General features: G+C 54.6%; 27 protein-coding genes. 21 read left to right on the plus strand and 6 right to left on the minus strand.

Translation table 11 applies throughout. The features are described from left to right. From NG42_RS01920 to NG42_RS01930, 3 genes are all read right to left on the minus strand, one after another. Positions 1-174 (minus strand): tripartite tricarboxylate transporter permease (locus NG42_RS01920; protein ID WP_052897209.1); only part of this gene is annotated, 174 nt, incomplete at its 3' end. Between the two features lie 10 nt (positions 175-184). Further along, entirely contained in the window at positions 185-616 is a 432-nt protein-coding gene (locus NG42_RS01925) for a tripartite tricarboxylate transporter TctB family protein (protein ID WP_052897212.1), read from the minus strand. Between the two features lie 12 nt (positions 617-628). Next, positions 629-1,609, minus strand: coding sequence for a Bug family tripartite tricarboxylate transporter substrate binding protein (locus NG42_RS01930; protein ID WP_052897380.1), 981 nt, complete (start codon positions 1,607-1,609; stop codon positions 629-631). A 124-nt stretch (positions 1,610-1,733) separates the two neighbouring features. Between NG42_RS01930 and tctD the strand changes: the two genes are divergently transcribed. Together tctD and NG42_RS01940 are read left to right on the plus strand one after the other, a co-directional pair. After that, positions 1,734-2,405, plus strand: a complete 672-nt coding sequence (gene tctD / locus NG42_RS01935) for a transcriptional regulator TctD (RefSeq protein WP_052897214.1) — start codon at positions 1,734-1,736, stop codon at positions 2,403-2,405. Continuing rightward, positions 2,396-3,802, plus strand: coding sequence for a sensor histidine kinase (locus NG42_RS01940; protein WP_052897216.1), 1,407 nt, complete (start codon positions 2,396-2,398; stop codon positions 3,800-3,802). The genes tctD and NG42_RS01940 overlap by 10 nt, the downstream gene beginning before the upstream one ends. Here NG42_RS01940 and NG42_RS01945 read toward each other — a convergent pair. Then, entirely contained in the window at positions 3,786-4,685 is a 900-nt protein-coding gene (locus tag NG42_RS01945) for a DMT family transporter (RefSeq protein ID WP_052897219.1), read from the minus strand. The two genes, NG42_RS01940 and NG42_RS01945, sit on opposite strands and share 17 nt — an antisense overlap. A 97-nt stretch (positions 4,686-4,782) precedes the next feature. On the opposite strand from NG42_RS01945, the gene NG42_RS01950 reads away from it, so the two are divergent. The 17 genes from NG42_RS01950 to hisP all read left to right on the plus strand — a co-directional run bounded on the left by NG42_RS01950 (position 4,783) and on the right by hisP (position 21,735). Beyond that, complete coding sequence (locus NG42_RS01950; RefSeq protein WP_052897222.1) at positions 4,783-5,562, plus strand: AraC family transcriptional regulator; 780 nt, start codon at positions 4,783-4,785, stop codon at positions 5,560-5,562. 81 nt (positions 5,563-5,643) lie between these two features. Beyond that, positions 5,644-6,771, plus strand: a complete 1,128-nt coding sequence (gene pdxB, locus NG42_RS01955) for a 4-phosphoerythronate dehydrogenase PdxB (RefSeq protein WP_052897225.1) — start codon at positions 5,644-5,646, stop codon at positions 6,769-6,771. 168 nt (positions 6,772-6,939) lie between these two features. Continuing rightward, positions 6,940-7,950, plus strand: a complete 1,011-nt coding sequence (locus tag NG42_RS01960) for an aspartate-semialdehyde dehydrogenase (protein WP_052897228.1) — start codon at positions 6,940-6,942, stop codon at positions 7,948-7,950. Beyond that, positions 7,950-8,771: a tRNA pseudouridine(38-40) synthase TruA gene (gene truA / locus NG42_RS01965; RefSeq protein ID WP_052897231.1), complete on the plus strand. Its 822-nt coding sequence runs from the start codon at positions 7,950-7,952 to the stop codon at positions 8,769-8,771. Before NG42_RS01960 ends, truA begins: the two co-directional genes overlap by 1 nt. A 30-nt stretch (positions 8,772-8,801) precedes the next feature. Beyond that, on the plus strand, positions 8,802-9,461 hold the full coding sequence (locus tag NG42_RS01970) for a DedA family protein (protein ID WP_052897234.1): 660 nt from the start codon (positions 8,802-8,804) through the stop codon (positions 9,459-9,461). A gap of 164 nt (positions 9,462-9,625) precedes the next feature. Further along, positions 9,626-10,537: an acetyl-CoA carboxylase, carboxyltransferase subunit beta gene (accD, locus tag NG42_RS01975; RefSeq protein WP_052897236.1), complete on the plus strand. Its 912-nt coding sequence runs from the start codon at positions 9,626-9,628 to the stop codon at positions 10,535-10,537. Positions 10,538-10,620: 83 nt separating this feature from the next. Continuing rightward, positions 10,621-11,889 carry a bifunctional tetrahydrofolate synthase/dihydrofolate synthase gene (gene folC / locus NG42_RS01980; protein ID WP_052897238.1) on the plus strand — a complete coding sequence of 423 codons (1,269 nt, stop codon included), beginning with the start codon at positions 10,621-10,623 and terminating at the stop codon, positions 11,887-11,889. Continuing rightward, positions 11,879-12,619, plus strand: a complete 741-nt coding sequence (gene dedD / locus NG42_RS01985; protein WP_052897240.1) for a cell division protein DedD — start codon at positions 11,879-11,881, stop codon at positions 12,617-12,619. Before folC ends, dedD begins: the two co-directional genes overlap by 11 nt. 223 nt (positions 12,620-12,842) lie before the next feature. Continuing rightward, positions 12,843-13,328 carry a colicin V production protein gene (gene cvpA, locus NG42_RS01990; RefSeq protein ID WP_052897382.1) on the plus strand — a complete coding sequence of 162 codons (486 nt, stop codon included), beginning with the start codon at positions 12,843-12,845 and terminating at the stop codon, positions 13,326-13,328. 36 nt (positions 13,329-13,364) lie between these two features. Continuing rightward, on the plus strand, positions 13,365-14,882 hold the full coding sequence (purF, locus tag NG42_RS01995; RefSeq protein ID WP_052897243.1) for an amidophosphoribosyltransferase: 1,518 nt from the start codon (positions 13,365-13,367) through the stop codon (positions 14,880-14,882). Between the two features lie 253 nt (positions 14,883-15,135). After that, complete coding sequence (locus tag NG42_RS02000) at positions 15,136-16,128, plus strand: LacI family DNA-binding transcriptional regulator (RefSeq protein ID WP_052897246.1); 993 nt, start codon at positions 15,136-15,138, stop codon at positions 16,126-16,128. A 266-nt stretch (positions 16,129-16,394) separates the two neighbouring features. Beyond that, positions 16,395-17,702 (plus strand): MFS transporter, encoded by a 1,308-nt coding sequence (locus NG42_RS02005; RefSeq protein WP_052897249.1) that lies wholly within the window; start codon positions 16,395-16,397, stop codon positions 17,700-17,702. A gap of 105 nt (positions 17,703-17,807) precedes the next feature. Beyond that, entirely contained in the window at positions 17,808-18,377 is a 570-nt protein-coding gene (locus tag NG42_RS02010; protein WP_052897252.1) for a UbiX family flavin prenyltransferase, read from the plus strand. A 277-nt stretch (positions 18,378-18,654) separates the two neighbouring features. After that, on the plus strand, positions 18,655-19,437 hold the full coding sequence (gene hisJ, locus NG42_RS02015) for a histidine ABC transporter substrate-binding protein HisJ (protein WP_052897255.1): 783 nt from the start codon (positions 18,655-18,657) through the stop codon (positions 19,435-19,437). A gap of 112 nt (positions 19,438-19,549) precedes the next feature. Then, positions 19,550-20,236, plus strand: coding sequence for a histidine ABC transporter permease HisQ (locus tag NG42_RS02020; protein ID WP_052897258.1), 687 nt, complete (start codon positions 19,550-19,552; stop codon positions 20,234-20,236). Continuing rightward, a complete protein-coding gene (locus tag NG42_RS02025; RefSeq protein WP_052897260.1) occupies positions 20,233-20,949 on the plus strand; it encodes an ABC transporter permease in 717 nt (238 codons plus the stop codon). Before NG42_RS02020 ends, NG42_RS02025 begins: the two co-directional genes overlap by 4 nt. 12 nt (positions 20,950-20,961) lie before the next feature. Further along, a complete protein-coding gene (hisP, locus tag NG42_RS02030; RefSeq protein WP_052897263.1) occupies positions 20,962-21,735 on the plus strand; it encodes a histidine ABC transporter ATP-binding protein HisP in 774 nt (257 codons plus the stop codon). A gap of 46 nt (positions 21,736-21,781) precedes the next feature. Here the strand turns inward: hisP and NG42_RS02035 are convergent, their stop codons facing one another. Continuing rightward, entirely contained in the window at positions 21,782-22,675 is an 894-nt protein-coding gene (locus tag NG42_RS02035) for a TIGR01777 family oxidoreductase (protein WP_052897266.1), read from the minus strand. A 118-nt stretch (positions 22,676-22,793) separates the two neighbouring features. Further along, positions 22,794-23,420 (minus strand): GSH-dependent disulfide bond oxidoreductase, encoded by a 627-nt coding sequence (gene yfcG / locus NG42_RS02040; protein WP_052897269.1) that lies wholly within the window; start codon positions 23,418-23,420, stop codon positions 22,794-22,796. 189 nt (positions 23,421-23,609) lie between these two features. Between yfcG and yfcF the strand changes: the two genes are divergently transcribed. Both yfcF and yfcD read left to right on the plus strand, forming a co-directional pair. Next, positions 23,610-24,251, plus strand: coding sequence for a glutathione transferase (yfcF, locus tag NG42_RS02045; RefSeq protein WP_052897271.1), 642 nt, complete (start codon positions 23,610-23,612; stop codon positions 24,249-24,251). Between the two features lie 104 nt (positions 24,252-24,355). Beyond that, on the plus strand, positions 24,356-24,877 hold the full coding sequence (gene yfcD, locus NG42_RS02050) for an NUDIX hydrolase YfcD (RefSeq protein ID WP_052897384.1): 522 nt from the start codon (positions 24,356-24,358) through the stop codon (positions 24,875-24,877). Positions 24,878-25,490 lie beyond the last annotated feature (613 nt).

Consider the following 25,490-nt stretch of genomic DNA (forward strand, 5'->3'; position numbering starts at 1 on the left):
GGGCAGATGCAGCGCAAAGGCCAGCGGCATCAGAATGGCAACGCCATTAATCGGACCAAGGCCGGGCAGGACGCCGACGATGGTGCCGATAAAGCAACCCGTCAGCGCGATCAGCAGGTTTTCCGGCGTCATGGCGACGGCAAAACCCTGCATTAAGAAAGACCAGGTTTCCATGGTAACTCCGTTAACTCAGCCAGCTGCCGAGCGGTAAAGTGACATCCAGCAGACGGTCAAAGGCGTAAAACAGCACGCCGCCGATCACCACGCCCGAGAGCGCAGACGCCCACCAGACGCCGCCAAACAGCATGCCAAGACCAAAGGTCAGCAGTGCGGTACTCAGTGGAAAACCGAGGGATTCAAACAGCCAGCCATACAGCAGCATCATTACCATCAGCATCAGTAACCGGCGGAAAACCGGCTTCGCGGGCCAGCTGATCAGGTCCGGCTTGCGTATCAGCAGCAGCACCGCACAAAGCGCCATCAGGCTGAGCAGAATCATTGGAAACGGGCGCGGACCGAGAGGTTCATAGTTGTATTCGCTGTGAATGCCCCGGCCGATAAACAGGCCCGCGAGACACAGCGCCAGCCACAGCGTCGCGAAGATACGATCGCTCATCATCGCCTCCGCTTATTTCGCCAGCCCGAAGGATTTGGCTTGTTCGCGATAATCCGTCACCTGTTGTTTGACGTAACTGTCCAGCGCTTTACCAGTCATATTAAATTCAAACAGGCCACGCTGGTCGCGCTGCTTTTTAAACGCTTCGCTGGCGGTCAACTTATTAAAGGCGTCTTGCCACCACTGATATTCGGCGTCGCTGACCTTCGGACCGAGATAAAAACCGCGGATAACCGGCCAGACAATATCGAAACCTTGCTCTTTCGCGGTCGGAATCGCCTGCAGTGGCTCCGGCAGGCGTTTATCTGACATGACTGCCAGCACGCGCAGCTTGCCACCTGCCAGATGGGGCACCATTTCACTCATATCACCGGACACTACCTGAATATGGTTGCCAAGCAGCGCGGTAACCGCTTCGCCGCCGCCCTCAAAGGCGACATAGCGCATTTTACGCGGATCCAGCCCCGTATCGCGTGTCAGCAGTGCGGTTTTCATCCAGTCCTGGCTGCCAATCGATGCGCCCGCACCGACCACCACCGAGTTGATATCTTTTTTCATCGCCGCCATCAGTTCGCCGAGCGTCTGGTATGGCGAGTCGGCGCGTACTGCGACCATGCCGTAATCGGTGCCGATTGCCGCCAGCCACTTCACATCATCGACCGTGTAGCGGCCAAATTTGCCTTGCGACAGATTCAGCAGTGAACCGCCGGAGAACGCGACCACCGTGCCAAACTCGGCCGGACGCTGGGCGATAATCGCGTTATACGCCACGGCACCGACGCCGCCAGGCATAAAGGTGACGCGCATCGGCGCTTTCAGCAGTCCGTTTTCCTGCAATGAGATCTGTAACAGTTTGCAGGTCAGGTCAAAGCCGCCGCCGGGTTTGGCCGGGGCAATACATTCTGTGCGGCTGGGCGCTTCAGTGGCAAAACTGGCCTGCGCTGCCAGGCAGAGAGCGGCAGTGGCCAGGGTGGTGCGGATCATTTTTTTCATTAACTGCTCCATGTAAATATCTTCCCAGAGTGTGAGGCTTGCCGAATTTTCACGGTTGCCAAATTGTTAAGGCAGCAACCTTTCAATTACCTTTCACTGGACGGGAAAATCAACAGGATGTGATATGCGTCTCTTACTGGTGGAAGATACGGCGGAGCTGGCGTGCTGGTTGCACAAGGCGCTAACCCATGCGGGATTCGCCGTTGACTGGGTGGCTGATGGTCTGGCAGCCGATCAGTTGTTACAAACCGAGCAATACGCGCTGGTGGTTCTGGATGTGTCACTGCCGCGGCTAAACGGGCTGGAACTGCTGGCGCGCATCCGTAAGCGCGGGCAGAGCCTGCCGGTACTGTTACTGACGGCACGGGCGGAACTGGCGGATCGGGTGCGCGGGCTTAATCAGGGGGCGGATGACTATCTGACCAAACCTTTCGAGCTGGCAGAGCTTGAAGCGCGTATTCGTGCGCTGCTGCGCCGCAGTCAGAGCCACCCGATGGCGGCGCAGGTGTTTGGTCAGCTGATGCTGCATGACGACGGTTTCTTTGTGTTGCAGGACAAGCCGCTGGCGCTGACGCCGCGTGAATCCAGTGTGTTAACCACGCTGATGCAGCGCCGTGGCCGGCCGGTTTCGCGTCAACAGCTGTATGAGCAGACTTTTACCCTCGCAGATGAAGCCAGCCCGGAAAGTATCGAACTGTATGTGCACCGGGTACGTAAAAAACTCTCCGGCAGTAATGTCTCGATTGTGACGCTGCGCGGGCTGGGCTACAGCCTGGAGTGCCAGCCGTGCGCCTGATCCACTCGCTACGCGGCGAGCTGTTGCTGTGGCTGGGATTGCCGCTGTTACTGCTGTGGGGATTGTCGGTGTATACCCACTATGAAAGTGCCTCGCAGGCGGCAACCCAGGCTTATGATCGCTCATTGCTGGCGTCGGCGCGCACCGTGGCGGAACGGCTGACGGTGCGCAGCGGACAGCTGGAAGTGGATGTGCCCTGGGTGGTGCTCGACAGTTTCGAGCGCAATATGCCGGATCGGCTGTTTTATCAGGTGATTTCGCCAGAGGGTAAAACGCTATCCGGCTATAACGATCTGCCAGGCATCCCGCCGGATAGCCGCCTGTCCACCCGTTATCCGGCGCTGGTTTACTTTTATGACGCCGACTATCGCCATACCCCGATTCGCATTGCCGCGCTGTGGCAGCCGGTCAGTGAAGAGGGGATCGGCGGTATGGCGCTGATCCTGGTGGCGGAAACGCTGACGTCACGCCAGCAGTTTGCCGCCGGACTGTTGCGCACCGCGATCTGGAGTCAGGGATTGTTGGTGCTGATCACTTTGCTGCTGGCGGGGCTGATGCTGCGCAAGGTGCTGCGTCCACTGCGTCGCTTATCACGTATTATATTGCGCCGTGATCCGGGCGACTTGTCGCCCCTGCCGTCGGTGATGCCGTGGTCAGAAATGCAGCCGCTGATTGCCGCGTTCAATCGTTATATGGCGCGCCTGCGCGAACTGCTGGCACGTCAGGCGCGATTTAGCGGCGATGTCTCCCATCAGTTGCGCACGCCGCTGACCATACTGAAAACCCAGCTGGCGCTGGCGCTGAACAGTCCGCGGCCGGAAATCTGGCGCGAGAGCTTGCAGGGAATGCGCGTCACGCTGGATGACACCATTCTGCTGACTGAGCGGCTACTCCAGCTATCGCGGATTAAAGGGCAGCACGGTGACGAGAACGCGTTACAGCGTGTTGATCTGGCCGAACGGTTGCGTGAGGCCTGCCTGACGCGTTATCAACAGGCGAGAAGTAAACGCATCGACTTAGGCTATGAGGGCGATGAGCACTGTGACGTGATGGGCGACGCGCTGTTACTGGCAGAGCTGTGCGCCAATCTGCTGGATAACGCCATCAAATACACCCCGCCGGGTGGCGTGGTGACTGCGCGGCTGCGTCATGGTCGGCTGGAAATTGAGGACAGCGGGCCAGGTATTGCACAATCCGAACGTCAACTGGCGATGATGCCATTCTGTCGGCTGGAGGGGAATGGCGGCCAGTCCGGAGTCGGGCTAGGGCTGGCGCTGGTAAAGGATATCACCGACTGGCACGGCACCCATGCGGAACTGCTTAGCAGCCCGTTATTAGGCGGGCTGCTGGTGCGTATCCCGTTTACCTGCCTGCCGGAGATCAAGCGGACGGCGTAACCTGCGCTTTGCTGCGGATTAATGGCGTGCGTAAACGCTGCGCCAGTAACACGCCGAACAAGGTAACGCCGCCGCCAATATAGTGATAGCTGTGCAGCGACTCATGCAGAAACAGTACGGCGATAATCGCGGTAAAGATCGGTGCCAGGTTCATAAAGATGGTGGCGGTATTGGCGCCCATACGCTGTACTCCCTGAATCCACAGGAATGGCGCGATAATCGATGCCGGAATCCCGGCGAACAGCACCAGCGGAATATTGTGCAGATTCAGTGACACGTCAGAGGCGGCCAGAAAGCCGGGCGTCAGCATCAGCACGCCAAATATAATCTGCACATACAGGCTCTGCCAGTTGGGCAGCGGAATCGCCCAGCGTTTGGTCAGCACGCCGTAAAGCGCATAGGAGGTTGAGGCGGCAAACATCATCAGTTCGCCTTTACCCAGTCCATGCATCAGCAACTGCTGCGGGCTGCCCTGGCTGACCAGCCACACCAGGCCAGCAAACGACAAAATACTGCCGAGCAGAATACCGAGGGTCGGAGCCAGCCGCAGCACCAGCAGGCTAATCAGCACCGTCAGCAGTGGGATCAGCGCATTCAGAATGCCCATAAACAGCGCGGTAACGCTGTGCGCAGCATAATAAGCGAGGCTCTGATACAGCACCATGCCGAGCAAGCCGAGAATCAACAGTTTCCACCACTGCGCGGCAATCTGCCGACGGTTGCGCCAGGCTCCGGGCAACACAAACGGCGTCAGCGTAATCAGCGCCAACAGCCAGCGATAAAAGGAGATGGCCGCCGGATCGATAGCATCTGCCGACATTTTGCTGACGATGGCATTGATCGACCAGATCAATACCGCGAACAGAGGAAACAGGAAATTCATGGCGTGTCTCAGTAATTAAATCATGGCAGCAGTGTACGCTTGTCGGTTTTCCATGAGATAGTTAAAATCAGACAAGTTTACTCGCGGACCGGACAGAATGAGCCAGCAGCTGACTTATCATGCACCTGAACATGCCAGAGACGCGCGTTTTTTCTTTCGTTATGAACAGGCCAACGCGCGCACTGAATATCTGCCGCACGCGCACAGCTGGGGGCAGGTGATATTCGTCAAATGCAACGTGCTGGAGATGAATGTCGAAGGCCAGCGCTTGCTGACGCCCGCCGAGTTTCCCATCTGGATCCCTCCGGGTAAACAGCACGCCAGCTATAACAATAAACAGGCTCATTTTCGCACCTTTAATATCGCCGCCAGCCTGTGTCATGGCCTGCCGGACAATGCCTGTCTGTTGAAAGTCGGGCCGATCGTGAATGCGATTATCGACGACTGCGCCATGCGCCAGCTGCTGGTCGCCGAGAGCGAAGCGGATATTCGCCTGTGCGAAGTGCTGCTCGATCAGCTGTCAAAAGCGCAGCAGCAGGAGAGCTATCTGCCCACTTCGCAGGATAAATATCTTGCGCCGATTTTGCAGGCGCTGGAGCACAATCCGGCCGATAACACCACGCTGGCGCAGTGGGCGCAGCGGGTGTACACCACCGAGCGCACGCTGTCGCGCCGCTGTCAGGCGCTGCTCGGTATGTCGTTCAGCGAATGGCGGCAGCGTTTACGTTTTTTGCATGCGATTTCAAAGCTGGAGCAGGGGATGACGGTGCAGAATGTGGCGCTGGATTTAGGCTACAGTTCGGCCTCGGCGCTGATTGTGATGTTTCAGCGGCAGAGCGGCATGACGCCGGAACGTTATCGCCAGCGCGCCGGATAATGGCGCGCCGCAATGCTACAACGCACGCTGACAATATGGCAGAATGTTGGCCCCCACTGTGCTGATGCAGGAAACGAACTTTTGAAAATCCTCGTTGATGAAAATATGCCTTATGCCCGCGAACTGTTTAGCCGTACCGGCGATGTGGTCGCGGTGCCGGGTCGTCCGATTCCCGAAGCGCAACTGCGCGACGCTGATGGTCTGATGGTGCGTTCGGTAACCAAAGTGAATGCCGAACTGCTTAGCGGCAAACCGGTGAAGTTTGTCGGCACCGCCACCGCGGGAACCGACCATATTGATGAAGATTTTCTTGCCGCGCAGGGCATTGGTTTTTCCGCCGCGCCAGGCTGCAACGCGATTGCGGTAGTGGAATACGTGTTCTCTGCGTTGCTGCTGCTGGCAGAACGCGACGGCTTTCAGTTAACCGATCGCACCGTGGGTATTGTTGGTGTCGGTAATGTTGGCAGTCGCCTGCAAGCGCGGCTTGAGGCGCTGGGAATTCGCACGCTGTTATGCGATCCGCCGCGTGCCGATCGCGGTGACCAGGGCGAGTTTTATTCGCTGGAGCAACTGGTGGCTGAGGCCGATATCCTTACCTTCCACACGCCATTATTTAAAGACGGCGCCTATAAAACCCTGCACCTCGCCGATGGCGCGCTGCTGCGGGCGTTAAAACCCAACAGCATTCTGATTAATGCCTGCCGTGGTGCGGTGGTGGATAATGCGGCGCTGCTCGACGTGCTGAACCAGCGCGACGATCTTAGCGTGGTGCTGGATGTCTGGGAGCCGGAACCGGAGCTGTCGCTACCGCTGCTGGATAAAGTGGATATTGGCACCGCTCATATCGCCGGTTATACCCTTGAAGGGAAAGCGCGCGGCACCACTCAGGTGTTTGAAGCCTGGACGCAGTTTATTGGTCAGGCGCAGCAGGTGGCGCTGGATACCCTGCTGCCAGCGCCGGAATTTGGCCGCATTACGCTGCATGGGCCATTAGATCAGCCAACGCTGAAACGTTTAGTGCATCTGGTGTATGATGTGCGCCGCGATGACGCCCCGCTGCGTCATGTTGCCGCCATCGCCGGCGAATTTGATCGCCTGCGGAAGAATTATCAGGAGCGACGCGAATGGTCGTCGCTGCATGTGCAGTGTGATAACGCCGACGCCGCTGAGTTGCTGAAAAAGCTCGGTTTTAATGCCGTTTATCAGTAGGTTAACGTGGCACGGGCGGCGAGAACGCCGCCCGTGCGTTTAAACCACGGGCATCTGTCGTTTGGTGTCAAAAATTTCTGTCACGCTGTAAAGCGCGGAAAAGTCTGAATCAACGGGCGGTGTCATCACCGCCTTCTGTTTTTGTGTCATTGTCTGGAGTAAACCAACATGTCTGACGGCTGGAATATTGCGCTTTTGGGCGCGACAGGCGCAACAGGGAACGCTTTATTGGAATTACTGGCGGAACGTCAGTTCCCGGTTGGTGAATTGTATTTACTGGCCAGCGAGCGCAGTGCAGGTGAAAACATGCGCTTCGAAGGCAAAACGCTGTTTGTGAAAGATGCCAGCGATTTCGACTGGTCTCAGGCGCAGCTGGCATTTTTTGTTGCGGGTCGCGAGGCTTCAGCGCTCTATGCCGAAGAAGCCGCCAGTGCCGGTTGCCTGGTGATCGACAGCAGCGATCTGTTTGCCATGGAACCTGACGTGCCGTTAGTGGTGGCCGATGTTAATCCGCAGGTACTGGCGGATTACCGTAACCGCAATATTATTAGCGTGGCGGACAGTCTGACCAGCCAGTTGCTGTGTGCGATTAAACCGCTGGTGGAGCAGGCTGGCCTGAGACGTTTGCAGGTGACCAATATGCTGTCTGTCTCCTCTTACGGCAAAGCCGCGGTGGATTCACTGGCCGGTGAGAGTGCGCGTTTGCTGAACGGCATTCCGGCGGAAGATCACTATTTCGGTCGGCAGCTGGCGTTTAACATGCTGCCGCTGCTGGCTGACAGCGAAGGCAGCGTGGCGCAGGAGCGTCGGCTGGTGGATCAGGTACGTAAAGTGATGCAGGACGAAGGCTTACCGATTGCCGTCAGCTGTGTGCAGTCACCGGTATTTTACGGTAATGCGCAGATCGTTCATGTGGAAGGTTTACGTCCGCTGTCCGCGGAAGAGGCGCGTGATGAACTGGCGCGTGCCGAAGATATCGTGCTGTCCGGCGAAGATGACTACCCGACGCAGGTCGGTGATGCTTCCGGCAATATCCAGCTGAGCATGGGTTGCCTGCGCAATGATTACGGCGTACCTGAGCTGCTGCAGTTCTGGTCGGTCGCCGATAACATCCGCTTCGGCGGCGCGCTGATGGCGATTAAAGCGGCTGAAAAACTGGTGCAGGAGTATCTGTACTGATGTCTGAGGGGGGTTTGCCAGTTGAGACCAGCACCATTAAGCTGGCGCTCGGCGTGGAGTATGATGGCTGTCGTTATTACGGCTGGCAGCGTCAGCAGGAAGTGCGCAGCGTGCAGGCGCGGCTGGAGCAGGCGTTGTCGAAAGTCGCCAACCATCCGGTGAATGTGTTTTGCGCCGGGCGCACCGATGCTGGCGTCCACGGCACCGGTCAGGTGGTGCATTTCGAAACCACCTCGCAGCGCAAAGACGCTGCGTGGACGCTGGGTGCCAATGCCAATCTGCCGGCGGATATCGCGGTACGTTGGGTGAAACAGGTGCCGGATGAGTTTCATGCGCGCTTCAGTGCGACTGCGCGGCGCTATCGCTATGTTATCTATAATCAGCGGCTGCGTCCGGCGATTTTAGGTGGCGGCGTGACCCATTTTTACCATCCGCTGGATGCGGAGAAAATGCAGCGTGCCGGACAGTGTCTGATTGGCGAAAACGACTTTACCTCGTTTCGCGCCGTGCAGTGCCAGTCACGGACGCCATGGCGTAACGTGATGCATCTGAACGTCAGTCGCCACGGCAGCTATATTGTGGTGGATATTAAGGCGAATGCCTTTGTGCATCATATGGTGCGCAATATTGTCGGAAGCCTGATGGAAATTGGTTGCGGCAATCAGCATGAAGGCTGGATGGCCGAACTGCTGGCAGCCAAAGATCGTACGCTGGCGGCGGCCACGGCGAAAGCTGAAGGGCTGTATCTGGTGGCGGTTGATTACCCGCAGCATTTTGCCTTACCACGTCCACCGATGGGACCCCTGTTCCTCGAGGATTAATACCGGACTGAAGGATTTTGAGAGAGAATCATGGATCTAATTCGTTTTGTCATCGATTTTATCCTGCATATTGATGTTCACCTGGCGGAGCTGGTGGCGCAGTACGGCATCTGGATTTACGCCATCCTGTTTTTGATCCTGTTCTGTGAAACCGGATTAGTGGTCACGCCATTCCTGCCGGGTGACTCACTGCTGTTTGTTGCCGGCGCGCTGGCCGCATTGCCGGGTAACGATCTTAACATTCACCTGATGGTGACACTGTTGGTGATTGCAGCAATTCTGGGAGATGCGGTTAACTACACCATCGGACGACTGTTTGGAGAACGATTATTCAGTAATCCGAACTCAAAAATTTTCCGTCGCAGCTATCTTGATAAAACCCATGCGTTTTATGCGCGTCACGGCGGGAAAACCATCATTCTGGCGCGTTTCGTGCCGATAGTCCGCACCTTCGCGCCGTTTGTTGCCGGTATGGGCCATATGTCCTATCGTCACTTTGCGTTTTATAACGTCAGCGGCGCGCTGTTGTGGGTACTGCTATTCTCCTATGCTGGCTATCTGTTTGGTGACTTACCGATAGTGCAGGAGAACCTGAAATTGCTGATTGTGGCAATTATCGTGGTTTCGATTCTGCCGGGTGTGATTGAGGTGTGGCGTCATCGCCGCGCCGCGCGACAGCAGAAACAATAGCCAATTTAAGGGCTAAAAACGCCATAACCGAGCCGGACGGACCAGATTTCTATCCACAGCGCCGGAAGGTTATGGTTTAATGAGCGACATTTACGGCCTGCTGAAGTCGCTTTCAGCAGCAACAAGAAAACTGGTTTCACCAGGTTCAAACAGAAAGGTCATCAATGAGCTGGATTGAACGAATTCTCAACAAGAGCACCATCACCCCTTCGCGTAAGGCGAGTATTCCTGAAGGGGTTTGGACAAAGTGTGATAGCTGTGGTCAGGTTCTCTACCGCGCCGAGCTGGAACGCAATCTGGAAGTCTGCCCGAAATGTGATCACCACATGCGTATGCATGGACGTGACCGCCTGCACAGCCTGTTAGACGAAGGCTCAATGGTTGAACTGGGTAGCGAACTGGAGCCAAGAGATCTGCTCAAGTTCCGGGATTCAAAAAAATACAAAGATCGCCTGGTTGCAGCACAGAAAGATACCGGCGAGAAAGATGCACTGATCGTGATGAAGGGGACGCTGCATGGCGCGCCGGTTGTCGCGGCGGCATTTGAGTTCTCCTTTATGGGCGGCTCAATGGGTTCCGTGGTCGGTGCGCGCTTTGTGCGTGCGGTGGAGCAGGCGCTGGAAGATAACTGCCCGATGATTTGTTTCTCGGCCAGTGGTGGCGCACGTATGCAGGAAGCGTTGCAATCGCTGATGCAGATGGCGAAAACCAGTGCCGCGCTGGCAAAATTACAGGAACGCGGTCTGCCGTATATTTCGGTGCTGACTGACCCAACCATGGGGGGCGTTTCCGCCAGCTTTGCGATGCTGGGCGACCTGAACATCGCTGAGCCAAAAGCTCTGATCGGTTTTGCCGGTCCGCGTGTTATTGAGCAGACAGTACGTGAAAAACTGCCGCCGGGCTTCCAGCGCAGTGAATTCCTGATTGAAAAGGGCGCGATTGATATGATCGTTCGCCGTCCGGAAATGCGTCTGAAACTGGCCAGTATCCTCGCCAAACTGATGAATCTGCCAGCGCCGCAGCCTGAAGCGGAAGAAGTTGCTGCCGAAGCACCTTCCCAGACCCCTGAGGCCTGACAGATGATGGAGAGGTACAGTCACTGTCGACACGGCAATGCTGTACCTTTCACCAATGAACCGTAACGTTGTGAACGGGACACATGGATAATCTTCACCTTCCTCAAGCCACGTCGCCTTTGGCCACGTGGCTTCATTATCTTGAGCATTTACATTCTCAGGCCATCGAACTTGGGCTGGATCGCATCCGCCGCGTCGCTGATCATCTTGATCTGCTAAAACCTGCTCCAACGGTATTTACCGTGGCGGGCACTAACGGCAAAGGCACCACCTGCCGTACGCTGGAAACGCTGTTGATGGCGGCAGGCTATCGGGTTGGCGTCTACAGCTCACCGCATCTGGTGCGTTATACCGAGCGCGTGCGTATTCAGGGTGCTGAACTGGACGAATCTGCCCATACCGCCAGTTTTGCCGCTATTGAAGCCGGGCGCGGTGAGACATCGCTGACCTATTTCGAATACGGCACACTGTCGGCGCTGATGCTGTTTAAGCAGGCGGCGGTTGATGTGGTGATTCTGGAAGTCGGCCTCGGCGGACGTCTCGATGCCACCAATATTGTCGATGCCGATGTGGCGGTGATCACCAGTATTGCCCTTGACCATACCGACTGGCTTGGCTCAGACCGCGAAAGCATTGGCCGCGAGAAAGCGGGGGTGTTTCGTGGCGTGAAACCGGCGGTGGTCGGCGAACCGGATATGCCGCAGTCGATTGCGGACGTTGCGGATGCCCTTGGCGCTACACTGTTGCAGCGCGATCGTCACTGGCATTACCAGCTTGATGGTAACAGCTGGAGCTTTACCGACAGTCACGGCAGTTTAGCCGGTCTGCCGCTGCCTCAGGTGCCCCTGCCCAATGCGGCCACCGCGTTAGCAGCACTGCGCGCGTCGACGTTGCAAGTGGATGAGGCGATTATTCGCCAATGGCTGGATAAAGCGATTCTGCCCGGTCGTTTTCAGACCGTGTCCAGCGCGCCGCGCGTGATTCTGGATGTTGCCCACAATCCGCACGCTGCCAGTTATCTGGCCAGCCGGCTGGCCGAGCTGCCAAAGCAGGGTAAAGTGCATGCGGTGGTCGGTATGCTGCATGATAAAGATATCGCCGGAACCCTTGCCTGTTTAGCGCCGCAAGTGGATAACTGGTACTGCGCACCGCTGGAAGGGCCACGTGGGGCAACGGCCGCCCAACTGATGGCGTATCTGCCGGAGGGACAGAGCTTTACCTGCGTGGTTGACGCCTGGCAAGCGGCGTTACAGCAGGCGCAGCAACAAGATATTGTGCTGGTGTGCGGCTCGTTCCACACCGTGGCACAGGTAATGGAAGCGATGGAAACGGAGAACGGCAGTGGCAAGTAAGTTTCAAAACCGTTTAGTCGGAACCGTCATTCTGGTCGCCGTTGGCGTTATCGTACTGCCAGGTCTGCTTGACGGTAAGAAAAAGCATTATAAAGAAGAGTTCGCGGCGATCCCGCTGGTGCCAAAACCGGGCGATCAGCAGGAAACCGATATGGTGCCGCCAGTGACGCAGTCATTGCCGTCGCAGCCGCCAGAAGGCGCAGGTGAAGCAGTCGAGGGCGACAGCGATCGCACGTCGCAGCCAGCGGATAATGGGTCAACCACGCCGCAGGCAGAAAGTCAGCCGACGGTGATTTCGCCGCCGCCAATGCAGCAATCAAAGCCGGTGGAGCAGCCCAAGTCTCAGCCTAAACCGCAGCAGCAGCCGAAGCCGGTCGAACAGCCGAAGCCACAGCCAAAACCGGTCGAAAAACCGAAGCCGGTTGAACAACCCAAACCGGTTGAACAACCGAAGCCGGAAAGCAGGCCACAGGAGCAGGCTCCGAGCGGTCAGGCTTATGTGGTTCAGCTGGGCGCACTGAAAAATGCGGCGAAAGTGAATGAGATCGTCGCGCAACTGCGGCTGTCGGGGTATCGAGCTTATACCGTGCCGTCAACGCCGGTACAGGGTCAGATCACCCGCATTTACGTTGGCCCGGACGCCTCGAAAGCCAAAATGCAGGCGGCGGTCAGCGATCTGCAAGGGATTTCCGGCCTCGGTGGCGTAGTAAAACCGTATAGCGCACGTTAAACCCTGTAGGGGAGCTGTTTTCGGCTCCCTTCCTGATGGCATTCGGGATACGGAATACTCGTCGCGCCTGTCGAAAATTAACGCAATGCTCTATGGTGATTGCCGTTTTTTTAATCGCCATTTTTTATTTAGTCTGGTAAAGGAAAACGCTACGCAAACGTTTTCTTTTTCTGTTAGAATTCGCCCCGAACTGGATGCAGGGGCACTGTCGCTGGAAGAGTTCATGGTCTGGATTGATTACGTCATCATTGCGGTTATCGGTTTTTCGGCTCTGGTCAGCCTGATCCGCGGGTTTGTTCGGGAAGCGTTATCTCTCGTTACCTGGGGATGCGCATTCTTTGTCGCCAGTCATTACTACTCCTATCTTGCGGTCTGGTTCACAGGTTTTGAAGACGAACTGGTTCGAAATGGAATTGCCATTGGCATACTCTTTATTGCTACCCTGATTGTGGGGGCGATAGTGAATTATGTGATTGGTTCCCTGGTCGAAAAGACCGGCCTGTCAGGTACCGACAGGGTGTTGGGCGTCTGTTTCGGGGCACTGCGTGGCGTACTGATTGTTTCTGCCATTCTGTTTTTCCTCGATACATTCACCGGCTTCTCAAAAAGCCCGGACTGGCAACAGTCTCAACTGGTTCCCCAGTTCAGTTACATCATCAGGTGGTTCTTTGACTACCTGCAAAGCACGTCGAGTTTTTTACCCCGGTAATCGCGCCGGGGGTGCGGCTTATGAGGATATGACAACATGTGCGGTATTGTCGGTATCACCGGTTTCATGCCGGTAAACCAGTCGATTTATGACGCGTTAACGGTGCTTCAGCACCGTGGGCAGGATGCCGCAGGCATCGTCACCATCGATGCATTAAATTGCTTCCGTCTGCGTAAGGCTAATGGCCTGGTCAGCGATGTATTCGAAGCGCGTCATATGCAGCGTCTGCAGGGTAATATGGGTATCGGCCACGTCCGTTATCCGACCGCCGGAAGCTCCAGTGCTTCTGAAGCGCAGCCCTTCTACGTTAACTCCCCTTACGGCATTACCCTTGCACATAACGGCAACCTGACTAACGCACATGAGCTGCGTAAACAGCTGTTTGAAAGCGGTCGTCGTCACGTTAACACCACGTCTGATTCAGAAATTCTGCTGAATATCTTTGCGCAGGAACTGGATCGCTTCCAGCACTATCCGCTGGAAGCAGAAAACATTTTTGCGGCGGTGGCGGCGGTGCATCAGAAGGTGCGCGGTGCTTACGCTGTGGTGTCGATGATTATCGGTCACGGCATGGTGGCTTTCCGCGATCCAAACGGTATTCGTCCGCTGGTGATCGGCAAGCGTGCGATGGCCGATGGTCGCATTGAGTATATGGTGGCCTCCGAAAGTGTGGCGCTGGATACGCTGGGCTTTGAGTTCCTGCGCGACGTTGCGCCGGGCGAGGCGGTGTACATCACCGAGAAAGGTCAGCTTTCCACCCGTCAGTGTGCGGAGAACCCGAAAAGTAATCCCTGCCTGTTCGAGTACGTCTACTTTGCGCGCCCGGACTCGTTTATCGACAAGATTTCGGTCTACAGCGCCCGTGTGCGTATGGGTACCAAGCTGGGCGCCAAGATTGCGCGCGAATGGGAAGATCTGGATATCGACGTGGTGATTCCGATTCCGGAAACTTCCTGCGATATCGCGCTGGAGATCGCCGGTATTCTGAATAAGCCTTATCGTCAGGGTTTTGTGAAAAACCGCTATGTTGGGCGTACCTTTATCATGCCGGGCCAGCACCTGCGTCGCAGTGCGGTTCGCCGTAAGCTGAACGCCAACCGTGCTGAGTTCCGTGATAAAAACGTGCTGCTGGTGGATGACTCCATCGTGCGTGGCACCACCTCTGAGCAGATCATTGAGATGGCGCGCGAAGCCGGGGCGAAAAAAGTGTACCTCGCTTCTGCGGCACCGGAAATTCGCTTCCCGAATGTTTACGGTATCGATATGCCAAGCGCGACTGAGCTGATTGCTCATGGCCGCGAAGTCGAAGAGATTCGCCAGATTATTGGTGCCGACGCGCTGATTTTCCAGGATCTTGACGATCTGATTGAAGCGGTACGTGAAGAGAACCCGGATATCGCGCAGTTTGAATGCTCGGTATTTAACGGAATCTACGTCACTAAAGATGTCGATCAACAATATCTTGAGTATCTCCAGTCACTGCGTAATGACGATGCCAAAGCACTGGCGCGCCAGAACGAAGTGGAAAACCTGGAAATGCATAACGAAGGTTAATGCTGACGCGTCAGTCTCTCTGGTTTTCGCAGAAAAGCATGCCAGTCGGTTAGCGCCGGCTGGCTTTTTTTTTGGCTCTTACATTGCGGAGATTCGCATATTGTGCGCTGTTACAAAAACAGGTTACTCCGCTCTGATGCCGGACAAATGTGTACCGGCAGAACTCGCTAAACCCGCGCCGTAACACAATTTCTTTTTACTATTGCCGCAGGCATAATGGCGTGACATGGTGGCCGTGCGACGGACATGAATAATGAAAATGCAACGCATCACGTTACATGATATTGCCACGCTGGCAGGCGTAACAAAAATGACGGTCAGCCGCTATTTGCGCACGCCTGAAAAAGTTAAAGCAGAGACAGCGGAAAGAATTGCCAGCGTTATCGCTGAAGTCGGTTATCAACCTGATGCGGATAATCCGGTTATCGCCAGTCACTCGCTGCCGCGTATCGGTGTGCTCATCCCCTCATTTCATAATCAAATCTTTGCCGATCTGCTGGCGGGTATCGAATCGGTTACAAGTGCGCAGGGCTATCAGACGCTGGTGGTGAATTACGACTACGACAGGCAGCGTGAGGAAGAGCAAATCGCTGCGGTACTGGCATTTAATGTTAAAGCGCTGCTGCTGACTGAAACCATCCATACCGTACGCGCCGAAAAGTATCTTAATGCCGCCGCGATTCCGGTAGCGGAAGTAATGGGATTATCCCACACGCCGGGGCGTATCAATGTTGGTTTTAATAATAATCGCGCCGGTTTTGATATGACCAGTATGCTGATTGCCAGCGGCAAAAAACGGATTATTTACTTCGGTTCAATGTCAGATATTCGCGATGAACAGCGCTATGCTGGCTATTGCGAAGCGATGGCAGCGGCGTGTCTGCCGGCGGGCCGCATTGTGCCGAATAAGGTGTCGTCGGTGTCAATTGGTACCGGCATGATGACGCTGGCGCGGCAGATGTATCCGGATATGGATGGTATTCTCTGTACCAATGATGATCTGGCGGTTGGCGTGTTACAGGAGTGCCGTGTTGCGGGTATCCTGGTTCCCCAACAGCTGGCGATCGCCGGTTTTCACGGTCTGGAAATTGGTCAGGTGACCACGCCTAAACTCGCCAGTGTGATTACGCCGCGCTTTGATATGGGTAAAATTGCCGCCGAAATTCTGATCAAAAAAATTCAGCATCAGCCGACCATTGAACAAGTCGATTTGCATTACCGTTTGTCGATGGGTGCAACGATTTAACCACTCTGCGTGTCCAAATGATTGATTTGCCGGCGAGGTCACGCCATTAGTAACATCATTTGTTAACACTTTTTAGCGTGAGCCGTGTCGCAACAAAAAGCCTCAGATCGCCTTTAATAGTTTCTGTCATCCCGACTGAAATTATCAGAGGAAAGTTTCATGATTCAGTTATCTCGTCCTCCGGTTAAATAACATCATTAGCGTATTTATCGTGGTTAGCCCCAGCGGTTAACCCTGCCCGTTGCGTTATTTTAAGGAGGTTGCCTGTGGATAATAAGATACCCGGAACCCGTTGGTTACGTGTGATTGCGCCGATCCTGATTACCTGTATTGTCTCATTTATGGATCGGGTGAATATCAGCTTTGCCTTGCCTGGCGGGATGGAAAAAGATCTGGCGATTACCAGCCAGATGGCCGGTATTGCCAGCGGGATATTTTTTATTGGTTATCTGTTTCTGCAAGTGCCCGGCGGGCGCATTGCGGTGAATGGCAGCGGTAAACGCTTTATTGCCTGGTCGCTGGTGGCGTGGATGGTGGTTTCGATCGCCACCGGCTTTGTCACCAACCATTATCAGTTGCTGGTACTGCGCTTTATCCTCGGCGTGTCGGAAGGCGGTATGTTGCCGGTGGTGTTAACCATGGTCAGCAACTGGTTCCCGGAAAAAGAGCTGGGACGCGCCAATGCCTTTGTGATGATGTTTGCGCCGCTTGGCGGGATGTTTACCGCCCCGATTTCCGGTTTAATTATTAATGCCTTTGACTGGCGCTGGCTGTTTATCATCGAAGGTTTGCTGTCGGCCGTGGTGTTATTGGTCTGGTGGCTGGTGATCAGCGATCGTCCGGAGGAAGCGCGCTGGTTGCCCGAACGCGAACGCGATTATCTGCTGCGTGAGCTGGCTAACGATCGCCATGCCCGTCGTAATCTGCAACCGGTCAGCAATGCGCCGCTGAAAGATGTATTTCGTAATACTGGCCTGTTGAAGCTGGTGGCGCTGAATTTCTTTTATCAGACCGGCGATTACGGCTATACCTTATGGCTGCCGAGTATCCTCAAGAATCTGACCGGGGCCAATATGGCCGGGGTAGGGATATTAGCGGTGCTCCCTTTTGTCGCCACTATCCTCGGTATTTATGTGATTTCCCGCTTCAGCGATCGCTCGGGGAAAAGACGCTTCTGGGTCATGTTCTCACTGTTCTGTTTCGCCGCCGCGTTATTGGCTTCCGTCATCCTGCGCGATCATATTATTGCTGCCTATATTTCGCTGGTGGTTTGTGGCTTCTTCCTGAAAGCGGCAACCAGCCCGTTCTGGTCGATTCCGGGGCGCATTGCTTCGGCGGAAGTGGCCGGTAGCGCACGTGGGGTGATTAACGGGCTGGGAAATTTAGGCGGATTTTGCGGGCCGTTTCTGGTCGGTATCGTTATTTATCAATATGGCCAGAATGCGGCAATCTGCGCGCTGGCGGCGTCACTGGTTATCGCTGGCCTGATTACACTGACTCTGCCGAAGGGATGCGACAGAAATGAAAAACCGCAGAATGAGTCGCTTAAGCCGGAGCAAGCGCAGCGGGCGTAATCTGACCGCGGTCAAACCGCTGGCAGCCGGGGATACCCGCAGTTGTAATTTGTCGCGCCAACGTCCAAACTTGCGCCATTAAGTATGATTTAACAAGGCAGAAGTATGAAGCGACTCATTATCGGTATTTCCGGCGCCAGCGGCGTAATTTATGGCGTACGGATGCTGCAAATTTTGCAGCAGGTGGCGGAAGTTGAAACTCACCTGGTGATGAGTCAGGCAGCACGTCAGACGCTGGCGCTGGAAAGTGACCTGACGGTGCGTGATGTGCAGGCGTTAGCCGATGTGGTGCATGATGTGCGTGATATTGCCGCCAGCATTTCATCTGGCTCGTTTAAAACCGAGGGCATGGTGATTCTGCCGTGTTCAATGAAAACCCTTTCCGGCATCGTGCACAGTTATACTGACGACCTGCTGACGCGCGCGGCGGATGTGGTATTGAAAGAGCGCCGTCGGCTGGTGCTGTGCGTGCGTGAAACCCCATTACATCTGGGCCATCTGCGGATGATGACCAGTGCGGCAGAACTTGGCGCAGTTATTATGCCGCCGGTGCCGGCGTTCTATCACCGACCGGAAAGCATCCAGCAAATCATCGATCAAACGGTCAACCGGGTGATCGATCAGTTTGATATTATCCTGCCACAGGATCTGTTTACGCGCTGGCAGGGTGCGTAACATTTAGCCATTTGCATCGCGGTGGTGCAATAATCTGGACTGGATCACTATTCGTGCATCGCGTGCACTAAAAAGCAACATAATTGCCGCCAGGCAACAACAACCCTGTTATATTTTCCCTCGCAAACTAAGCGCCTGCGCCCGGATTTAGCCTTGCATTTTGCAAGCTGACGCCGGGCAGCAATATGCCGAATAACTGGCATGAAATCTGCAAAAAGAAACGGCGCAAACACATCACGCACCTGATAAAAATAAGCAATTTACTTGAGGGTAATGTATGAAAAAGCAGGTCCTGGCTCTTTCTCTGGTACTGGCCTTCTCCAGCGCAAGCAGTGCATTCGCTGCCGTGCCAAAAAATCTGCGGATCGGAACCGATCCGACCTATGCGCCGTTTGAATCGAAAAACGCGCAGGGTCAGCTGGTGGGTTTTGATATCGATCTGGCTAATGAGATTTGTAAACGTATTGAAGCTAAATGCAGTTATGTAGAAAGCGATTTTGACGCGCTGATCCCTTCGCTAAAAGCGAAGAAGATTGATGCCATTATCTCTTCCCTTTCGATCACCGAAAAACGTCAGCAGGAGATTGCCTTCTCTGAAAAGCTGTATGCCGCCAATTCCCGTCTGATTGCCACGAAAGGTTCGCCTATTCAGCCCACCATTGAGTCACTGAAGGGCAAAAATATCGGCCTGCTGCAGGGCACGACCCAGGAAACCTACGCTAACCAGAACTGGCGTCCAAAAGGGATAACGGTCACGCCTTACGCTAACCAGGATCTGGTGTATCAGGATCTGACCGCCGGGCGTATCGATGCGGCATTTCAGGATGAAGTCGCGGCCAGCGAAGGCTTCCTGAAACAGCCGGTGGGCAAAGATTATCAGTTCGCCGGTCCGGCAGTAAAAGATGACGCTATTTTCGGCGTGGGTACCGGTATGGGCCTGCGCAAAGATGATACCGATCTGAAAGCGGCGATTGATAAAGCGTTCGCAGAGATGCGCGCAGACGGCACCTACGACAAACTGGCGAAGAAGTATTTTGACTTTGATGTCTACGGTGGCTGAGTAACACCTGTCGTCAACCTTAACCGCGGTTAGCCGGTTAAGGTTGCCTGTGATGGCTGCCCGCAACGGGCGGGTGGTCATTTCTTCGCCCCAACACGACAGGATCACATCCATGCTGTATGGCTATTCTGAAGTCATTTTAAAAGGCGCAGCGGTGACGCTGGAGCTGGCGCTAAGTTCGTTGCTGATCGCGGTCGTGCTTGGTCTGATTGGTGCCGGGGCGAAGTTGTCGAATAATCGTCTTATCGCGCTGATTTTCGAAGCTTATACCACGTTGATTCGTGGTGTGCCGGATCTGGTATTGATGCTGCTGATCTTTTACGGATTGCAAATCGCCCTCAACACGCTGACCGATGCTGTCGGTATCGCGCAGTTTAATATCGACCCGATGGTGGCCGGTATTCTTACCCTGGGTTTTATTTACGGCGCCTATTTCACCGAAACGTTTCGTGGCGCTTATCTGGCGGTGCCAAAAGGACAAATCGAAGCGGCAACCGCGTTCGGTTTTACCGGCTCGCAGGTTTTCCGCCGCATTCTGTTTCCGGGCATGATGCGCTTTGCGCTGCCGGGTATCGGTAATAACTGGCAGGTTATTCTGAAAGCCACTGCGCTGGTGTCACTGCTCGGCCTTGAAGATCTGGTCAAGGCAACCCAGCTGGCCGGAAAAAGTACCTGGGAACCGTTCTGGTTTGCCATTGTGGCCGGGATGATTTATCTGCTGTTTACCACGCTGTCTAATGGTGTGTTGTGGTGGCTTGAACGCCGCTACTCGGTAGGGGTGAAAAGGGCAGAGCTATGATTGAGATTATTAACGAGTACTGGAAAGCCCTGCTCTGGACGGACGGCTATCGTTTTACCGGCGTGGCAATCACCCTGTGGCTGCTGATCATCTCGGTGGTGCTTGGCGGTTGTCTGGCGGTGTTGCTGGCGATCGCCAGGGTATCGCCGAATCGTGCGGTGCGTTTCCCGGTCTGGCTGTTTACTTACGTGTTTCGCGGCACGCCGCTGTATGTTCAGTTACTGGTGTTCTATTCCGGCATGTACACGCTGGAGGTGGTGAAAGGCACCGAAATGCTGAATGCCTTTTTCCGCAGCGGCCTGAACTGCACCCTACTGGCGCTGACGCTGAATACCTGTGCCTATACCACTGAGATTTTTGCCGGTGCGATTCGTGGCGTGCCGCACGGGGAAATCGAAGCGGCGCGCGCGTATGGCTTCTCAACCTTCAAACTTTATCGCTGCATTATTCTGCCTGCAGCACTACGCTCCGCGCTGCCGGCCTATAGCAACGAAGTGATTCTGATGCTGCATTCAACCGCGCTGGCATTTACCGCCACGGTGCCGGATTTACTGAAGGTGGCACGCGATATCAACTCGGCGACCTATCAGCCGTTTACCGCGTTTGGTATTGCGGCGGTGCTGTATCTGATTATTTCTTATGTGTTAATCAGCCTGTTCCGCCTGGCGGAAAAGCGCTGGCTGGCGCATGTTAAACCCTCATCGTCCCATTGAGTAAGTATCACTATGGCCGAAAATAAATTAAACGTAACTGAACTCCATAAACGTTATGGAAAACATGAGGTGCTGAAGGGCGTTTCATTGCAGGCCAATGCCGGTGACGTCATCAGTATTATTGGTTCATCAGGATCCGGAAAAAGTACGTTTTTACGCTGCATTAACTTCCTCGAAAAACCGAGCGAAGGGGCGATTGCGGTCAATAATGAGACCATTAATCTGGTGCGCGATACCGATGGTCAGCTGAAAGTATCCAATAAAGAGCAGCTGCGGATGCTGCGTACCCGGCTGACGATGGTGTTTCAGCATTTCAATCTCTGGAGCCATATGACGGTGCTGGAGAATGTGATGGAAGCGCCAATACAGGTGCTGGGTCTGAGCAAGCAGGACGCGCGCGAACGCGCGGTACGGTATCTGGATAAAGTGGGCATTGACGAGCTGGCGCGCGGCAAATATCCGGTCAATCTTTCCGGAGGCCAGCAGCAGCGTGTTTCCATTGCCCGTGCGCTGGCGATGGAGCCTGAAGTCTTGCTGTTTGATGAGCCAACTTCGGCGCTCGATCCTGAACTGGTAGGTGAAGTGCTGCGCATTATGCAGAAGCTGGCGGAAGAGGGCAAAACCATGGTGGTCGTGACCCATGAAATGGAGTTTGCCCGCCATGTGTCCAGCCATGTGATCTTCCTGCATCAGGGTAAGATTGAAGAGGAAGGGCCGCCGGAGGAGCTGTTTAACCACCCGAAAAGTGCCCGTTTGCAGCAGTTTTTATCAGGGGCGCTGAAATAGTTTTGTCCGGTGTTGAATCCACGGGCGGCGTTTTCGCCGCCCGCTGTTAAACCACGTCGCGCAACGCTTCATCCAGCTCATACCAGCGAAAACCAAAGCCGGACTCTTCCAGCCGTTTCGGTAACACATGCTGCCCGCCCAAAACCAATACCGCCGACTCACCCATCATCAGCTTAATCGCACTGGCTGGCGTGCGCATAAATGCCGGACGATGCATGGCATGACCGAGAGCGGCCGCGAACTGCTCATTGCGCACCGCATAAGGGGCAACCAGGTTAAACGGGCCACGCAGCTGCGGATTATCCAGCAGCCAGAGAATCGCGTTCAGCAAATCGTCGAGGTGGATCCACGGCATATACTGTTTGCCGCTGCCTAACGGCCCGCCAATTCCCAGTCTGAACGGCAGTTTCATTTTTGCCAGCGCGCCACCCTGTTTCGCCAGCACCACGCCAGTGCGTAGCAGACAGACACGGGTACGCTCGCTTTCGGCGCTGAGCGCCAGGGCTTCCCAGCGTGCGCACAGCTGATGGGTAAATTCATCGTGTCCGGGATCCTCTTCGGTCAGCACCAGTTCACCGGTATCGCCATAAAAACCGGTTGCCGAGCCGGAGATAAACACGGACGGCGGATTGCTGCTGGCATTGATTAACGACGCCAGCCGCTCGGTAATCTGCCAGCGGCTTTCGCACAGCTTCTGTTTCTGCTGTTCACTCCAGCGTTTATCCGCAATCGGTTCACCCGCCAGATTGATGACTGCCTCGATGTCATTCAGATCGCGCTGCTGCGCCAGCCCTGACCACAGGTTGACGGCCGGGTCGAGTCGGGTTCTGGCGGCGGCGACGTCACGCGTCACCACACTGACCTGATGCCCGATCCCGAGCAGGCGTGGAATCAGGTGGCTGCCGATCAATCCGGTGCCACCGGTGAGTAAAATATGCATGCTGATATCCTTATGCGTTGTGTGACGGCATATTTTCAGCATAGAAGAGAACCGACAGAAGAGTGTGATATTCGTCAGAGTTATCGGGTGCAGCGCGTCTTTCGCCGGCTGAAAATCCTCAGCCGTTGGCTAAAGCGAGTGCGCGCTGGGTTGCCGGACGAAGACGGATGCGCTCAAACCAGTTACGCACCGCCGGATAATCGGCTAAATCGATACGCTGACGCTCATGAGAGTTCACCCACGGCCAGATCGCCATATCCGCAATGCTGTAGTGTTCACCCGCGACCCAGGGTTTCTGCTCCAGCTGCTGGTTCAGCACGCTGTAAAGGCGCTGTGTTTCCACCTGGAAGCGCTCAATCGCATAAGGCACCGGCTGTGGCGCGAAATGGTTAAAATGATGATTCTGACCCAGCATCGGGCCAAAGCCGGCCATTTGCCAGAATAACCATTGCAGGGTCGCGGTGCGCTCACGCAGTTCGGCACTGAGGAATTTGCCACTCTTTTCTGCCAGATAGAGCAGGATTGCCCCGGACTCAAACAGATTGACCGGACCGCCGCCATCAACCGGCTTGTCATCGACGATGGCCGGAATCTTATTATTTGGCGCGATAGCGAGAAACGCAGCGGAAAATTGCTCGCCTTTACCGATATTGACCCGATGCAGTTTGTAAGGCAGCCCTGCCTCTTCAAGAAAAAGCGTGATCTTATGGCCGTTTGGGGTACCAGCGTAATAGAGATCGATCATTGAAGCTCCAGATAAAATCAGGCGTTAACAGAGATAAGTTTTAGAAATATAGAGTAATTAACCGGCAGTGGGAAGGCGCACGTTGTGCGGCTGGCTGCTGCAAAATCCCTGCAGTTGCCGATTGCCTTTGTCGGGAAAAATCGGTAAACAATGAGGTTCCGTCTGCGTCACTTTGTTTAAGGAATCAGAATGGATTACCCGAAAATTACCTTATGGTCCGATGCGTCGTTTTTTAGCCCTTATGCGATGTCGGTTTATGTGGCGCTGACTGAGAAAGGGGTGCCATTTAGCCTGAAGCGTGTCGATCTGGCATCAGCAGAGCATCTGAGTGACAGCTATCGTGATATCTCGCTGACGGCCAGGGTTCCTGGCTTGCAGGTTGACGATTTTTTGTTAAGTGAATCATCGGCAATTGCGGAGTATCTGGAAGAGCGTTTCCCGGCTCCTGAGTTTGAGCGTCTCTATCCGCGTGATGTGCAAAAACGCGCCAGAGCACGTGAAATTCAGGCGTGGCTGCGCAGCGATCTGCTTGCGCTACGCGTTGAGCGTCCGACCGAAGTGCTGTTTGCCGCAGAGAAATTTCTCCCTCTTTCCGGGAGCGGGCAGCGCGCAGCGCAAAAGTTGATTGCGGTTGCTGAACGCTTAATCAACGGCGGGCAACAAAATCTGTTTGGTGAGTGGTCAATAGCCGATACTGATTTAGCGATTATGATTAATCGTCTGGCATTGCACGGTGACGATCTGCCGGAAAAACTGGCTGATTACGCTTTTTTCCAGTGGCAACGCGCGTCTGTGCAGCTGTGGTCAGGAGAATCGGGCAAAACGCGTTAACAACCCGTTACGCTTATTGCGTCCGATAACATAAGCCATTACTTTAGGCGGTTGCGACAATAATGCGCGCAACCATGCGCCAGAACAGAAAAAAAGGGTCACTGATGGTGGAACAAAGTCAGGCTGCCGGTATGGAGTGGGTGGATATCGTTAACGAAGATAACGAGGTGATTGCTCAGTCAAGTCGGGCTCAGATGCGTGCACAATGTTTGCGCCATCGCGCAACCTATATCGTGGTTCACGATGGTATGGGAAAAATTCTGGTGCAGCGCCGTACCGACAATAAAGATTTTCTGCCGGGTATGCTGGATGCCACCGCCGGTGGGGTGGTGCAGAGTGGCGAAGTGCTGCTCGAGTCGGCACGTCGGGAAGCGGAAGAGGAGCTGGGTATCGCGGCGGTGCCGTTTGCCGAACATGGTCAGTTCTATTTTGAAGATCCGCACTGCCGCGTCTGGGGCGGGCTGTTCAGCTGTGTGTCACATGGCCCGTTCGCCATGCAGGAAGAGGAAGTGGCAGAGGTGTTCTGGATGACGCCGGAAGAGATCACCAGCCGCTGTGATGAGTTTACCCCTGACTCGCTGAAAGCACTTTCATTGTGGTTAAGCCGCAATAAAGAGCAAGGCTAAAAATTCCTGACTGGAGTTACTGTGTGAGCTGGGTTGTAAAACCCCACCGGTAATTCCAGTTTTAGCTGTACTATTATTATTTCGCCTGCTTAATAAATTAATTCTTATATATAAGAATATTATTTATATTATTCCTTTTATTTATTATTGTTTATTAAGGTTTTTATTATTTAATCATCAATGCATCATCAACAAATCTTCCGGCGATAAAAATAACCATTGCCAGCTGAATTTATCCGCACTATGTTTGGCAGGACGCGGTTGGCCTAATAACATTCAAGCTTAAAGGTTTTCTTTAATCGCGGGAGGAGAATTCAGGCAGAAGCAACTGCCATTAACATGGCGTTTATTATCAATAAAAATCGATATATACGATTAGATAACAGGATGGATACGATGAATACCAGGGTAATGACAATCACTTTATTGGCGATAACCGGATGGAGCGGCGCAGGCAGCGCGTATGCCTGTAGCCAGGCTCCAGTTGATCAGCAGAGTCTCTGTAATAAAACCTGTGATACGCTTCCTGCCAGTTTACAGCCTGCCTGTAGATTAAGCAGTGCGCCGCATAAAAACTGAAGCGCGCATTTTGGTTGGCGTGATATTTCAGGCA

Source organism: Winslowiella iniecta (genome assembly GCF_001267535.1).
Classification (GTDB): domain Bacteria; phylum Pseudomonadota; class Gammaproteobacteria; order Enterobacterales; family Enterobacteriaceae; genus Erwinia; species Erwinia iniecta.